The sequence below is a fragment of the Pantoea sp. DY-5 genome, assembly GCF_019795955.1.
GTDB lineage: Bacteria > Pseudomonadota > Gammaproteobacteria > Enterobacterales > Enterobacteriaceae > Pantoea > Pantoea leporis.
On sequence record NZ_JAIMIE010000002.1, the window covers coordinates 439273 to 453706 of the forward strand.

16 protein-coding genes and 3 pseudogenes are annotated in these 14434 nt (G+C 45.5%); 6 read left to right on the forward strand and 13 right to left on the reverse strand.

From position 1 onward, the window contains the following. Positions 1 to 54: 54 nt before the first annotated feature. The 4 genes from K5Y30_RS10235 to K5Y30_RS10250 form a co-directional block, all read right to left on the reverse strand. Positions 55 to 372: a hypothetical protein gene (locus K5Y30_RS10235; protein ID WP_240632915.1), complete on the reverse strand. Its 318-nt coding sequence runs from the start codon at positions 370 to 372 to the stop codon at positions 55 to 57. Positions 373 to 439: 67 nt separating this feature from the next. Then, a complete protein-coding gene (locus K5Y30_RS10240; RefSeq protein ID WP_222211286.1) occupies positions 440 to 622 on the reverse strand; it encodes a phage filamentation protein Fil family protein in 183 nt (60 codons plus the stop codon). Between the two features lie 10 nt (positions 623 to 632). Further along, complete coding sequence (locus tag K5Y30_RS10245; RefSeq protein WP_222211288.1) at positions 633 to 1142, reverse strand: phage regulatory CII family protein; 510 nt, start codon at positions 1140 to 1142, stop codon at positions 633 to 635. A gap of 30 nt (positions 1143 to 1172) precedes the next feature. After that, complete coding sequence (locus K5Y30_RS10250; protein ID WP_222211290.1) at positions 1173 to 1394, reverse strand: regulator; 222 nt, start codon at positions 1392 to 1394, stop codon at positions 1173 to 1175. A gap of 114 nt (positions 1395 to 1508) precedes the next feature. Here K5Y30_RS10250 and K5Y30_RS10255 point away from each other — a divergent pair, with 114 nt between their 5' ends. From K5Y30_RS10255 to K5Y30_RS10265, 3 genes are all read left to right on the forward strand, one after another. After that, the gene (locus K5Y30_RS10255) at positions 1509 to 2093 is read left to right on the forward strand and encodes a phage repressor protein CI (protein ID WP_222211292.1); all 585 of its coding nucleotides are present in this window, start codon (positions 1509 to 1511) and stop codon (positions 2091 to 2093) included. 1 nt (position 2094) lies between these two features. After that, entirely contained in the window at positions 2095 to 3126 is a 1032-nt protein-coding gene (locus tag K5Y30_RS10260) for a tyrosine-type recombinase/integrase (RefSeq protein WP_222211294.1), read from the forward strand. Between the two features lie 289 nt (positions 3127 to 3415). Beyond that, positions 3416 to 4282: a benzoate transporter gene (locus K5Y30_RS10265; protein ID WP_255606620.1), complete on the forward strand. Its 867-nt coding sequence runs from the start codon at positions 3416 to 3418 to the stop codon at positions 4280 to 4282. 633 nt (positions 4283 to 4915) lie between these two features. Here K5Y30_RS10265 and K5Y30_RS10270 read toward each other — a convergent pair. Further along, positions 4916 to 5416, reverse strand: coding sequence for a hypothetical protein (locus tag K5Y30_RS10270; protein WP_255606621.1), 501 nt, complete (start codon positions 5414 to 5416; stop codon positions 4916 to 4918). Between the two features lie 7 nt (positions 5417 to 5423). Next, positions 5424 to 5612: pseudogene (locus tag K5Y30_RS10275) on the reverse strand (GPO family capsid scaffolding protein); the annotation flags it as partial. Positions 5613 to 5754: 142 nt separating this feature from the next. On the opposite strand from K5Y30_RS10275, the gene K5Y30_RS10280 reads away from it, so the two are divergent. Together K5Y30_RS10280 and K5Y30_RS10285 are read left to right on the forward strand one after the other, a co-directional pair. Beyond that, the gene (locus K5Y30_RS10280; protein ID WP_222211296.1) at positions 5755 to 7521 is read left to right on the forward strand and encodes a terminase ATPase subunit family protein; all 1767 of its coding nucleotides are present in this window, start codon (positions 5755 to 5757) and stop codon (positions 7519 to 7521) included. Further along, the gene (locus K5Y30_RS10285) at positions 7522 to 8553 is read left to right on the forward strand and encodes a phage portal protein (protein WP_222211306.1); all 1032 of its coding nucleotides are present in this window, start codon (positions 7522 to 7524) and stop codon (positions 8551 to 8553) included. A gap of 37 nt (positions 8554 to 8590) precedes the next feature. Here the strand turns inward: K5Y30_RS10285 and K5Y30_RS10290 are convergent, their stop codons facing one another. From K5Y30_RS10290 to K5Y30_RS10320, 7 genes and pseudogenes are all read right to left on the reverse strand, one after another. Continuing rightward, positions 8591 to 9586: a GTP pyrophosphokinase family protein gene (locus tag K5Y30_RS10290; RefSeq protein WP_222211308.1), complete on the reverse strand. Its 996-nt coding sequence runs from the start codon at positions 9584 to 9586 to the stop codon at positions 8591 to 8593. Positions 9587 to 9646: 60 nt separating this feature from the next. Further along, positions 9647 to 11581: a hypothetical protein gene (locus K5Y30_RS10295; protein WP_222211310.1), complete on the reverse strand. Its 1935-nt coding sequence runs from the start codon at positions 11579 to 11581 to the stop codon at positions 9647 to 9649. After that, positions 11500 to 12027: a DUF4062 domain-containing protein gene (locus K5Y30_RS10300; RefSeq protein ID WP_222211312.1), complete on the reverse strand. Its 528-nt coding sequence runs from the start codon at positions 12025 to 12027 to the stop codon at positions 11500 to 11502. Before K5Y30_RS10300 ends, K5Y30_RS10295 begins: the two co-directional genes overlap by 82 nt. A 249-nt stretch (positions 12028 to 12276) precedes the next feature. Continuing rightward, positions 12277 to 12534 carry a hypothetical protein gene (locus tag K5Y30_RS10305; protein WP_061720362.1) on the reverse strand — a complete coding sequence of 86 codons (258 nt, stop codon included), beginning with the start codon at positions 12532 to 12534 and terminating at the stop codon, positions 12277 to 12279. Positions 12535 to 12646: 112 nt separating this feature from the next. Continuing rightward, complete coding sequence (locus tag K5Y30_RS10310) at positions 12647 to 12835, reverse strand: hypothetical protein (RefSeq protein ID WP_049850574.1); 189 nt, start codon at positions 12833 to 12835, stop codon at positions 12647 to 12649. A 101-nt stretch (positions 12836 to 12936) separates the two neighbouring features. After that, positions 12937 to 13656: pseudogene (locus K5Y30_RS10315) on the reverse strand (replication endonuclease); the annotation flags it as partial. Then, positions 13650 to 14153 (reverse strand): annotated as a pseudogene (locus K5Y30_RS10320) (phage regulatory CII family protein); the annotation flags it as partial. The pseudogenes K5Y30_RS10320 and K5Y30_RS10315, both read right to left, overlap by 7 nt. A 12-nt stretch (positions 14154 to 14165) precedes the next feature. Here K5Y30_RS10320 and K5Y30_RS10325 point away from each other — a divergent pair. Beyond that, on the forward strand, positions 14166 to 14429 hold the full coding sequence (locus K5Y30_RS10325) for a hypothetical protein (protein WP_255606644.1): 264 nt from the start codon (positions 14166 to 14168) through the stop codon (positions 14427 to 14429). Positions 14430 to 14434: the final 5 nt, after the last annotated feature.

Here is a 14434-nt window from a genome sequence, read left to right on the forward strand (position 1 = left end):
AATTTGGGCAAAAGAATGCCCGGCGGGTTTACGCCATTAATTTTTGAGTCTTATTTACTCAGGTAAAAAACAGTCAGCAGTTGAAAAGCGGCCAGGCAAAATTCGGCCCCAACGCGCAACTTTATTCATTGCGATGATTATTAACTCGCGGCGGCGTTCATCGAAATATTCAAAAGGCTTTCCGATTTCCTCCGGTTTGAATGTCTTGGGATTATCACGATTAGCCAAGGTCATTACGCAGAACTTAAATTCATCATTCTGGTTGTTGAAATAACGCAGTGCCGGGTTTGCGTTGTTATCACGCATCTGACGCCACTTTTTGCGAAATTCATCAAACGTCATTGGCTGAAGCTTATCAACACGTGCGCCCATCAAATGAATTTTGGAAAAACTGGCGGCTTCATGTTGCTTCGGTACTTCCCATAAAACTCGCGGCATATTAACCACCGATAAGTTTACGCAAGCGGATTAACAATCCGGCGCGCTTTGATGTTAGATCACGTAGCAGAGATTTCTGGTCAGCACATGGATTCCAGCGCTTGCCGTTCTCGCCCATAATCCAACCGTTGCCATATGACATAGACGGGCTTTGGCGCTTGAGGTGGGCTGCAAATGAAATCATCGCGCGCCCCTCAGTTCAAACCAACTGAAGCGCTTAGGCCGCTGATTGCATCAACGGTAGACGCCAAAGTGGGGTTGGAATGAATGCGGCTCTGCACTGCTATTGCGGCCAGCATCAGGCAGCGAATGCCAGTATTGGCCGCTTCGACAACACCACGGCGGCAGGTTGCTGTGATTGTCTCAGCGTTTGCCGCTTTAGCTGCCAACATGCCAACCTCGGCAGTTGCTTTCAGCACGTATGCTGAATACTTCTCGTCTGCTACTTCATTCACCGGCACACATGGAAGACATTGCAGTTGTGCTAACGCTCCATCTATCAACGTCGCGTCTTCTGTCAGATCAGTCAGCAGAAGCATTTCGGCCACAGTGAGTTGATGCACTTGATCGGGATTCAACTTATTACGCAAAGCCTGAACTTTCATATCGGCTTGCTGAGCCAGCTCTGTCATGTTGTGCGTTAGAGCGAACTTGCGGCAGGCTTCGTCAAAGTGGCTATGGGTGGAAACCTTAAAATCAAACATGATTAGTCCTTGTCTAATATCTAAGATTTATTACGCATTAAGCGAAATATCACATTCGCTCAGCGCTTGAATTGTTAGTGCGGCCATGTTGATTTCGATTAAGGCTTTTTTATGAGTTCCCTTAGGTTTAATGGGCAACTTTCCGTATTCAATCAGGTTTTTAGCTGTTTCGTACTTTGTTCCAGTGCGTCGGCAGTATTCTTCTAGCGGGAGATAAGGCTCAGGGATGACGATTGTAATGCTAGGTCGCATGATGCAAACTCCATTAGGTTTACCGATAGGTCAATATCGGTCAATGTAGGTCAATATGTTCACTTAAGCTAACTAGATGGAGACTATACCTCCATAAATGGAGAGTCAAGCTACATGAGTTCACATCTAAATTTTTCTTTCCCGTCTTCAAGCGCTGAAGCCCTCGACAGGGTTGTCGAGGCCTACGGATTCAACTTAAAAGTTGAACTCGCGGAACACCTTGGCATAGCTTCCAGCAGCCTGTCTTCGCGCTATAAACGTGAGGTTTTTCCAGCTGATATCGTTCTACAGTGTTCGATAGAAACCGGTGCCAACATTGATTGGTTAATTTCAGGAAAAGGTGAGAGCTTTGGAAAAAGCGCACCAATGGGCAGTAGCATAGATAGACTAAAGCTAATTGATGGCCGACTTGAGGATGCAGGCAGTCTAATTTTTGATTTTTCTTTGCTTAATGATGATGTGGCTAGCGACCAAAATTTGGTTAGTGTTAAAGATAAAGACGTGAACTACATAGTCGCGCGTCGATTGGATGAGATTCAGGATGGGCACTGGTTAGTGGAGATCGAAGGAAAAGTCGGTTTTCGCTCCCTTACGCGAATCCCTATTAGAAAATTACGCGTAGGCTCAGGTGAAACAAGCTTTGAATGCGGAATTGATGACATCAAAGCAATTGGTAAAGTCGTTCTGACAATAAGTTGATATGACGGTACGAAAACTCCCCACAGGCCAATGGGTCGCTGACTTCTACTCTGTTAACCGGAGTGATGGAAAGGAAGGAAAGCGAGTCCGAAAAAAATTCGCCACCAAAGGCGAAGCTTTGGCATTTGAAAATTACACTCTTCAAACAATAGAGGACTCACCTTGGCTCGGTGATGGAAAAGATCGCCGCCGCTTAGCTGATTTGGTTCATTTGTGGTTTGACCGACACGGCATCACATTGTCTGATGGTGAAAAGCGCAAAAGCACTATGCTATGGGCTGCCGAGTGTATGGGCTCTCCTTTAGCTACAGAATTCAGTGCGCCACTATTTACTGCTTATAGAGCAAAGCGCCTTAAAGGGGAGTTTGCGCGTACCAAGCGTATTGCTCAAGTATCTCCTCGTACCATGAATCTTGAACACGCCTACTTTCTGGCCGTTTTTAATGAGCTTAAAAGGCTGGGTGAATGGTCTCCACCCAACCCACTCGAAAACGTGCGCCAATTTCGCATTGATGAAAGTGAGATGTCTTATCTGACTGATGAGCAGATAGATCGACTATTGGAAGAATGTCGAAACAGCAGCGCTAAAGATTTAGAAGCGATTGTGAAAGTGTGTTTATCCACAGGTGCGCGCTGGGGTGAGGCTGAGACTCTGAAACGCTCGCAGATCACGCCGGGTAAAATTACCTTCATTAAAACCAAAGGTAAACGTAACAGAACCATACCCGTTGACTCAGCCCTGCTTGAACAGTTACCAAAGAAAACAGGCGCAATTTTCACACCTTGTTACTACGCCTTCCGAAATGCTCTGGAGCGCGCTGAAATTGAATTACCTCCTGGACAACTGACGCATGTTTTACGCCATACCTTCGCCAGCCACTTTATGATGAATGGCGGCAATATTCTCGTGCTGCAGAAAATCCTCGGACACACCGACATAAAAATGACAATGCGCTACGCTCACTTCGCTCCAAACCACTTGGAAGAGGCGATCAACTTAAACCCATTAAAGTGTCGCAAAAGTGTCGCATGAAGTTAGGATTATTGACCTATATTGCCCGATATTGATTTTATAACCCATTGATTATTATCTAAGTCATTGATTATTAGTTGGCTTTTATGGTTCTCATAATCGCTTGGTCGCTGGTTCAAACCCAGCAGGGGCCACCAAATTTAGTGATGTAAATCATACAGTTAGGCCACCTTTTTCAAGGTGGCTTTTTTGTACCTGGTTTTCATTGTCCCCTTTTTGTCCCCCCAAGATTCAAAAGCTGGACATCAGCATCTATCATTTGTGAACATAAGACGCTGGAACTAACTCAATGCGTAAGGAATACCCAATGATTTATGATTGTTTTTTATACTACGACGAAGATATGCTACTTGATATCAGACTAAATACTCTGGACGATGTCGTAGATTATTTTGTCATTGTCGAATCTACTCATACATTCACTGGGAAACCTAAGAAATTAAATTTCGATATAGATAAGTATGAAAGATTTAAAGATAAGATTGTTTATGTTGTCTTTAATGAGTTACCAATCCTAAAAGATGGTAAAGCAGGTAATTATGATGCTTGGGCAAACGAGGCTGCAACACGAAACGCCATTATGCGGGGATTAAAAAAGGCCAAGGATGAAGATTTGATTTTAGTATCCGATGTTGATGAAATTTTCAATCCAGCAATTATAAAAAAAATCAACCCTAAGAAATTATGTACAATATTGCACATGCCTTTTTATAATTATCAGTTCAATCTTCAAGTGTTTAATACTGATGGCTCAGAACGTCAATGTCGATTGCCACGAGCTACCAGTATGCGCAACCTTAAACATTCATTTGATGGCAAGCCAGAGTCGTTCCGAAATATAAAGAAATCAGAATTATATAATGATTTTATTTCGAGAAACTGGTTTAAGTTACGCAGTAAGGTTGTAAAAAATTCAGGCTGGCATTTTTCATGGATTATGACACCTGAACGAATCTCAGAAAAAATGTCGTCAATTTCTCATACCGAATATGATTTACCTCATTTAAACAATAGAGAACACATTATTGATGCACTGAAAAATGGTAAGGATTTATGGAATAGGGAAAGAAAACTTGTCATGCAAGAATTAACTAATGATAAGTTCCCACCTTACCTTGTTGCGAATAAAGAAAAATTTAAAGAATTTGTCTTGTGACAATTGTAGGTTGACAAAAAAAGTTAATTCTTAGCGTCATGGAAACTGTTGAAAAGCACAACCCACGTATAATCGTGCTAATTTTTTATGACGCCTGACACTGTTTTCATTACTCAGTTTTTCAGTCCACTCGAATAAGTAAATTTCACCGCAGCCCTTACCAATCATGGCGTGATGGGCATCGATTACGCTCAAGCAGCAGATCCAATTAAGATCCAACACTGTACAAAAATACAACATTATCCTTATTTTTCATATTGTTTCGCAATTACCAAGATCCAATTTTAATCCGTCAAACTGAAAAGCACTGAAATTCTTTTCAATATTTTCAGTTGCCGAATTACATCAGAAAGCCAGCAGTAGCGTGCTCTGGCGTACCGATTTGTAGAAAAATAAAACTGAAAAATTTTTATAATGCAAAACCCGCAGGCGGGTGCGGTGTAGCGCCGTTTTTGTCAGTGAGGCGTTTATTTTGTCGGGCTGTGGCTGCGCCAGCGCAACGCTGTACGTGCGATCCAATTAAAGGTAAACGTTGAATGGTTGCGCGGCTGCGGCGCTCTGAAGGCGTTCTATGCGGTCTGGTGACAGGCATAAAAAAACCCGCTGAGTTAGCGGGTTAAAAAGTGATGGTGATTAACCGATTACGGGGGAATATTTCGCGGCCAGTGCAGTGGCCTGCGTGGCACTTTGTTCGATTGCGGCGCTGTTGGTTGGCTGGCCAGTAGACGGATGCGTATGGCTGGCCAGTTGTGTCGCCAGCTGCTGCACCAGTGCAACGGTGTCCAGCATCAGCTGCGCCACGTTGATTTGCTCTGAACCAATCCACACAACCGGCGCGATAATCTCCTTACGCGTTCCGGCAACGCTTTGCCTGAGTTGGCCAATCTTCTCAATCAGTTCCTTTCCTACGCTAAACGCGGCTTTTCCTGTGATATCAGATTCAGCGTTACCGCCCACTGTAGTCAGCTGATCGCCCTTAATGCCTATAGTGAAACTTCCTGTTGTTACCTGCTGAATAGCACCGGCAAGCAGCGTGGCGGTGCCGATCACGGTAGTTTTATCGGAGGCCTTCACCGTCGTTTCGCGGCTGACCAGCTCACGCTTTTCACTGTCTGCCTTCACCTCGCGCGCCATAGAGGTTTACCGTGCCGTAACGGTTAAAGGTGCTGTCCGGGGCATAGGACTTGATGTGCTCAAGATTGATGGTCGCGGTGTAAACCGCCGGGTTGTAGGCGGCGGCCATCTGCTCCAGCCATTCGCGGGAAATTTCGCGTCCGTCCGTGGTGGCACCTTCCACCCCGATACGAAAACGCTTTGCTTTAACTGCCATAGATCAGGCTCCGTTGGGTAAATCGCTTTGAAGCCTTATGTTTGCGGTTCAGAGGGGGTCGAAACAACGCGGGCACGTTGTGCGGGCAGCCACACAACGGGAGACGGCAGAAAAGGGATCGGCGGGGCCGTATTTTGGGGCCATGACAACGACACTCGCCCCCGAAGACCTCGATCCCCGCAGGCAGGCCATGCTGCTGTACTTTCAGGGATACCGTATCGCCCGCATTGCTGAAATGCTGGGAGAGAAACCCGCAACCGTTCACAGCTGGAAGAAGCGCGACAAGTGGGGTGATTATGGCCCGCTTGACCAGATGCAGCTAACCACCGCCGCGCGCTACTGCCAGCTGATCATGAAAGAGACAAAAGAAGGGAGAGACTTCAAGGAGATTGACCTGCTGGCGCGTCAGTCCGAGCGCCATGCCCGCATCGGCAAGTTCAGCAACGGCGGTAACGAAGCAGATCTCAATCCGAACGTGGCGAACCGCAACAGCGGGCCGCGCAAGCCGCCAGAAAAAAACGTGTTTACCGACGAGCAGGTGGAGAAATTACAGGAGATTTTCCACGACTCCATGTTCGGCTACCAGCGCCAGTGGTGGGACGCGGGCAACAAGCACCGCATCCGCAACGTGCTGAAGTCGCGCCAGATCGGGGCCACCTACTACTTTGCGCGTGAGGCGCTGTTGGATGCGCTTACCACCGGACGCAACCAGATTTTCCTTTCAGCCAGCAAGGCGCAGGCGCACGTTTTCAAGCAGTACATCATTGAGTTCGCAAAAGAGGTGGAAGTTGAGCTGAAAGGCGACCCGATGACGCTCAGCAACGGCGCGTGCCTGTACTTCCTCGGCACCAACGCCCGCACCGCGCAGAGCTATCACGGCAATCTGTACCTGGATGAATACTTCTGGATCCCGAAATTTCAGGAGCTGCGCAAGGTGGCGTCCGGCATGGCGCTGCATAAGAAGTGGCGGCAAACCTATTTTTCCACCCCGTCCAGCCTCACGCACAGCGCCTATCCGTTCTGGTCCGGCGGCCTGTTCAACCGGGGCCGCGCCAAGGCTGACCGCGTGGACATCGACCTGTCGCACATGAATCTGTCGCCGGGCCGCTTCTGCGATGACGGCCAGTTCCGCCAGATTGTCACCGTTGAGGACGCCGTGCGCGGCGGCTGTAACCTATTTGACCTCGACCAGCTGCGACTCGAATACAGCCCACCGGAATACCAGAACCTGCTGATGTGCGAATTCGTGGACGATCTGGCGTCCGTGTTCCCGCTGCAGCTGCTGCAGAAGTGCATGGTGGACAGCTGGGAGGTGTGGGCCGACTTCGAAGCGCTGGCGCTGCGCCCGTTCGGCTGGCGCGAAGTGTGGATCGGTTACGACCCGGCGAAAGGGACGCAGAACGGCGACAGCGCCGGGTGCGTGGTAATCGCCCCGCCTGCCGTGCCGGGCGGTAAGTTCCGCATTCTTGAGCGCCACCAGTGGCGCGGTATGGACTTCCGCGCGCAGGCCGAGTCCATCAAAAAGCTGACGCAACAGTACAACGTGACCTATATCGGCATCGATTCCACCGGCGTCGGCCTCGGCGTGTACGAGAACGTGAAGATGTTTTATCCGGCGGTGAAGGAGTTTGTTTATAACCCGAACGTGAAAAACGCCCTGGTGCTGAAGGCGTTCGACATCATCAGCAGCGGGCGTCTGGAGTTCGACGCCGGACACCTCGACATCGCCCAGTCATTCATGGCAATCCGCCGCGCCACCACGGCCAGCGGAAACCGCCCGACCTACGAAGCCAGCCGCAGTGAAGAAGCAAGCCACGCCGATCTGGCGTGGGCGACCATGCACGCGCTGGCAAACGAACCGCTACAGGGCGAAGCCGCCCACACCGGCAACATTATGGAGATTTTTTAAATGAGAAAACGCAGGAACCGCACGCGTACGCAGCCCGTGCAGCAGGAACAGATGACCGGCGTCCCGGCGGCAGAAGCGTTCACCTTTGGCGACCCGGTGCCGGTGCTGGACCGCCGCGAGCTGCTGGATTACGTGGAATGCGTGGTCATGGATAAGTGGTATGAACCACCGGTGAGCTTTGACGGGCTGGCGCGCACGTTCCGCGCCGCCGTGCACCACAGTTCGCCGATCAACGTGAAGCGCAACATCCTCACCAGCACCTTCATCCCTCACCCGCTGCTGAGTCAGCAGGCGTTCAGCCGCTTCGTGCAGGACTATCTGGTTTTCGGCAACGCCTATCTGGAGAAGCGCACCAACAGGCTCGGCGGCGTGCTGGCACTTGAGCCGGCACTGGCAAAATTCACGCGCCGTGGCACCGATTTGGACACCTACTGGTTCGTGCAGTACGGCATGAACACGCAGCCCTATGAGTTCACCAAAGGCAGCGTGTTTCACCTGATGGAGCCGGATTTAAATCAGGAAGTTTACGGCCTGCCAGAATATCTTTCGGCAATCCCGTCCACCCTGCTAAACGAGTCGGCTACGCTGTTCCGCCGCAAATATTACCTTAACGGCAGCCACGCCGGTTTCATCATGTACATGACCGACGCCGCGCAGAATCAGGAAGACGTGAACAACATCCGCCAGGCGATGAAAAGCGCCAAGGGGCCGGGCAACTTCCGCAACCTGTTTATGTACTCACCGAACGGGAAGAAAGACGGGATTCAGATCATCCCTTTGTCAGAGGTGGCGGCTAAGGATGAGTTTCTGAATATCAAAAACGTTAGCCGTGACGACATGATGGCCGCGCACCGTGTGCCGCCGCAGATGATGGGGATCATGCCGAATAATGTTGGAGGGTTTGGGGATGTAGAAAAGGCGAGCAAAGTTTTTGTGAGGAATGAACTCATGCCACTCCAAAAAAGATTTACTGAGCTAAACGAATGGTTGGATGAGAAGATTATAAGCTTTAGCAATTACAAATTCGATTAAAAATAAATATCGGATAGAATTCCTATCCGACTTTAAATCACTCATCATTGTCGGTGATGATATAATCATCACCCATAACGTTAGACATCGCAATTCTAATCAAACCCACATGTGAATAATATACACCTCTACTCACCCGACTCCACTCAATATCATCAAGCTCGCCATCTTCATTATCTTTTGTTTTTAGCACCCTAACCCGACGTTTATCATCCGCTAGAGCTTCAGCAAGCCCTTTATTTAATTTTTCTTTAAAATCACTAGCACTTTCAATACCATTAAATATTAACTCAGAAAGTAGCTCATCGAAACTTTCATCATCTAATTCGTTCTCTATTGGAAGTGTAGTTTTTGCAATAGACTTTAATACATCTACATCTAAAGCAATATCATTTTCCATAATGGAAACGTCACTAATTTTATCAATGTATTCTTCTCTTTCAATTAACACCCTTTCAAATTCAAGGTCAACAACTTCTAATAATGCCGATACTCGATGTATAGCTCGCCTTAAAGGCAATGGCACACTTTTCTCTTGCTTATACTGGAGCTTATGAGAGGTTGCAGCCCATATATGTTGTGACAATGTTCTAACTTGAACTTCGGCTTTGAAATCACTGTATTCTGATAAAGTTGGAACTTTTAGCCATTCGTCTGGCATTTTAAGTATTAAGTGATATGACTGATAACCAAATTTGTCTTCGCTAAGCATTTCAAGTTTATCTTCGGATTTTATTATATTGAAATTTTCATGTAAGCATTTCGTTACTTTTTCCATATCACGTTTAAAAAGCAAAATCACCCTCAGTCCTATAAAGTCATCTAATTCCAGAAGGGAATTAATCGTCAATGATTTTCTACTATCTTTATCAATGATAGAATTCATATTCTTTATTCGACTTTCAATAGGTACACCTAGAGTAACATCATTTTTTGAGAGGATAGATTCAACTTGACCTATTAACTCTTTTTTAAAAGTCTCAGCTTTAATTCTATGAGCAGCATACTGCTCTTTTAATATATCTAATTTCATCAAGAAACCTTGTTTTTCATAAAAAGTTTTAAAAAATCATCACTAACAAACTATTATTTTTTAATCTCTAAGAATCTGTTTGACCGCTGACTGATAAACTGATTGCTTAACTGCCATGCCAAGATCAAGCCAATGTACTACATTGTAAAAATAAGTTGTACCGGTTGTAACAGCTTCAAGCAGTTTTTTTATTCGCTCTTTACTAAATGACTCTATAACTCTTAATGCCGTTTTTTCCCTGATCAAATGATGACTATCGTTTAAAAGTTCTATAACTTGAGAATCATTTAGATCGGAAAAAGCCCTTATAGAAACCTTAGTTATAACTCGATATTTAGAAGAATTATTAATTGGTGTAAAGATCAACTCCTCCTCTCTACCTTTAGCTATTTTTAGATAAACTTCAGTTAAATCTTCGTATACATCTTCATTCTCCAGGAAAGAACCTAGCAACGTCTGGTTATTTGTAACCTTAGCCTCATTTAATAGATAAATATCTTCCCACTCACCATATCGTTTAAAATAATCAAAAACCGGCTTGTAAACAGTAACAGTTCCACCATTAACGGTTCGTCTAATTAACTCAATATCTTCTTTTAACATACATGATGCAAGCCAATTGACGCAGTCCGACAACATATTATTTGTTATAAAGCCACGAATTTCACCTGTAATAAATGGGCTATCCGAACTACCTGGGGGCAATATTACCTTTAGCCTTTCCAGATAAAAAGAATCACACTTATCGTTTAGGTAAGCTCTTATCGTTCCCAAATAATTTTTCTTATCTTTATAAGCAAGAGCTATTAGTACCTTCGCATCAATTAGAAATTCAGTAGTAAGCTTTTTATTTAAAACTTCAATATTTTCATACTGTATACTTAAAGAAGAATACTCATCAAAATATTTATCTTTATTGTTAGTATCTTTTGGTAGCTTAAGTATTTCCTCACCCTTAGCTTTATAATACATCTTATTCTTGTGAGAAAGGTATACCAACACCCTTAATCTAATCCTCACATCATCATGCTCCAATAGAACTTCGGCTTTATCATCAAATAAATTATTTCTTGAAATTAACAACTCCAAGCATGACAACCTCACTTCTTGATTATTGCACTCTAATCCTATAAATAGTCTCTTTGATTCAATACCACTTCCACTTTCGTTCAATTCTTTAATTATCTTTTTATTTAGAATGGTAGGTTGCAACTCAAGAATAGCATCAAATCCTTTCGAAACACTCTCCCTAAACTTTATAGCAACAATCCCTTCAAGAGAAGCATTGAGCGTTCGATTGTTTTTTCTTTCATATTCCATCATTAATAAATCAACATTCTCTGAACCGCCCAACTTTGCCAAGTACTTTATTGCAGATATTCTAACTTCATCTGACTCACTTACATCGAACCATTCAGAGATAGTTTCATCTCCGAGCACATGACTTTTAATTGATAAAAATGTAATTGCATCAATGAACTTGGCTTTGACCTTATCATTAAAATACATAGAGTAAAATTTAAGTCTATGGGGTTCTAATGACAACCATTTCCAAAGTGGAATATTTTGATTTCCATAACCGTTTAGCCCAGCCCTAACCAAATTAAGCTCTAAACGATTATCAAAATTATATTTTTTTTCATTCAAATAAATCAGATTTGCATCATGAGCCTCTAAAAATGTTTGATCGTTACCGCCTTTATTTAGCGAGATTGCTAACAACTTGAAATATGCCACATCTGAAGCTGAGAAGGATGTCCACAATTCATCATTAACGGTATCTGTAATCTCACTTAAAAATTTAGCTACGTCTGTTTTGTCACGATTGGTATCTGCAGTTGACATCGATTCCAAAACAGTATTGTCAAAGGAGTCTTCTGTTCCTTCGCTAATAGAATCTTCTCTTTCTTTCTCTATAAGCCCATTAACATAAAATGTAACCCAGCGCCTAAGCTTTTTCTCGAATTCCTTCTCATCTTTGAAAACTTCATACAAAACTTTTTTTCTTTAATTAGTTTTTCTTTAAAATCAAGTACCTTTTTGAGCCCTTCCCCCGGATCCTGTAATAATGTTTCGTCTACATCTTTGAAGAGCATTAGCATTTGAGGGATTTTTTCTTTATCATATCGATTAAAGGAGATTTGGAATTCCTCCTCGAATCCTGATGTATATATTCCTTTAGTATCAGGAGCTGTTCCCCAACGTTTCCATAGCATCCCAACAAATAACTCACAACGCGCCAAGTCTTTATTTATAATTTCCTGAGGACGTCCAACGCCTCCAATAGTTTCTTCCCATCCGACCATATCAATTTGATAGCCAGTAAGATCGGAGTTATTAGAATTATATTCATCAGCTACCTCCCTCGCTATTCTTCTTTCATTACTCAAATCGCCAGGAGAAGCAATAAAGATCTTGATTATTTTCCTTACTTTACTCATTGGATAACTCCTTATCTTTTCCTTTTTTATTATCATAATGTAAAGATAAATTAAATAGATTTTGTAAGATTTATACTTCTCAGGTTTCCTTCTCTGCGCGCGCTCGTACCCCCGCCACGCCTGCCCGCTTTATGATGCGGTTTTCATGCACCTGCATGACATAAACGAAAGCCCGCCAGAACTGGCGGGCCGAGGGTAAAGCGATCCTTTTCGGATCATGCGAATTCATGCGGCATAGTCATGCACTCTTCACTCCAGTTTGAAGTCGTCCACAGAAGCTGATTTGTGGATGCCAATTCCTTCTGCTTCATTCAGAAAATCCATGCCCTGCCGTAAAGAAATGGGATATGGAATCTCAAGCATGAAAACGAAGTCGTAGGTTTTACCGAGCCAGTAACCCCCGCCGCATTCTTTCGGCCGTTGGAAAAACACCCATTCACCGGGCTTGTAGTAAGTGAGTACCTCACCTCGGTAAACGATCTGGAATTTTTCGGGATTTTTAGCCATGGCTTAACGCCTCGCAACTCTCGTTATGTTCGGACTCACCTTTCGTAAGCATCCCGGCGTGATATGTAGCTTCCATCCGATCACATCTTGCTACGCGTGACATCTGAAAAAACTAATCTGAAGCGTGCATCATGCGAGAATATTCGTGGCTTCTGACTTTCCGCATCAGCTCATCGGTCAGTTCAGAGACCCACTGAATGGCAAGCTGCTTCTCGTCATCCGTGCAATCACTAGCAGCAACAAGTTTCATAAATAAATCAATACGCTGGAGCTTCATCGACTCCAAAAAATAATCCTGCATATTCCCTCCGCACAATGAACAACTGGTTATACGTACAGTATATTATGAGTTTCGAAATGTGAAATGTTTTTTTACCTTCCGTGAGAAATCCTCTGGACTAATCAGATGGTTATCTTTTGTTCCTGGAGTCTGCCGTTTCGGTAAAACAGCCGCATTCGCGCGCCGGAATTTATACTGCATCCCCTGGAAAGGAGGATAATTTCCTCCTCATGCCCCTCAAAACCACGGGCTTTTAGTTCCAGCTCTAACCGCCGGCGCTCCGGCCCCGTACAGTTATTGACAGAACTCCAAGGGGCGGCGATGCCGCCAGAAGGACCAGCCTCCACTGATGCGTCGGCTAATTTGGCAACGGCTTCCCACTTCACCAGACGCGTGAATACTTCAGAATCTTGATAGTGAGGCGAGTAGATGCCCTGAACGCTCTGCACGTCCTCCGCGTACTCGTTGCCCATTTCGGTGATTTCGTAGCAAAGGCGGATCACCAAGTCATCACGCGCGACCAGCGGGCCACCCTGCGCCATGGTGTAAGACGCCCAGCAGCTGGCAACGGAAGCAGACGCCAGCACGGCGTCCATCTTCTCGTTTGGTAGGCGCGTATCGCCGAGACGGCGCAACTCGCGCCATACAGTGACCGGCGCACCGCCAATCTGCTGAAACTGGCGGATGCGCCAGCGAGACGCCCACGCACAAACGGCTTTCGCCATATCACGCATGTTTGAGCCGGTTTCATCATCCTTTTCGCCGTCCATAGCGAAGCCGTCGATATTTTTGGAGATGTATTTAGCGATGTAACCCGTGGCGCTGCCTTTAGTGGGATCGATATCGATGCGTCGATCCCGCTTAACACATCTGCATTGCCAGCCATTGCAGGGTTTGAATGCACACGAGTTTGAACGGCTATCGCAGCTAACGTCAGACAACGAATGCCGGCATTAACGTTCTGCACAAATTCACGCCGACAGGCCGAGGTAAATTTCTTCTGACTAACAACGCCCGCGGCTAACTGCCCGACTTCGGCGGTAGCTTTGAGGACATAAGCCGGTAAGTTCTCCTGAGCGATTTCGTTTACCGGCACGCATGGTAGGCATTGCAGTTGAGCCAATGCGCCATCAACCAGCGTTGAGTCTTCCGTCAGGTCGGTCAGGATTAGCATTTCACGAATGGTAAGCTGATGGACCTGATCCGGGTTTAGCTTGTTACGGATGGTTTGCGGATTAAACCCCGCCTTATTAGCCAGCTGGATGATGTTGTGCTTTGCGGAAAACGCGCGGCACGCTTCATCAAAATGGCTATGTGTGGAGACACTGAAATCAAACATGCTTAATACATTCTGGATAAAGCATCACTACCTGAAGGCTTAAACGCCCCGTTTGTGATCAACGCAGACAGAAGCACTTATTTGGTTGATACCTATGAAGGCGAGATCGTCGATGGGTTATGGCTTATCGAGATTGATAAGTTAGTCAGCATTCGAGAACTGGTACGTTTTCCCGGTGGAAGAATACGTGTCGAGAATGGGAAATCGTCATTTGAATGCCAATCAAGTGACATCGTAGTTTTAGGCAAAGTGATCACCCGAACCGAATACCTTTAAGGCAT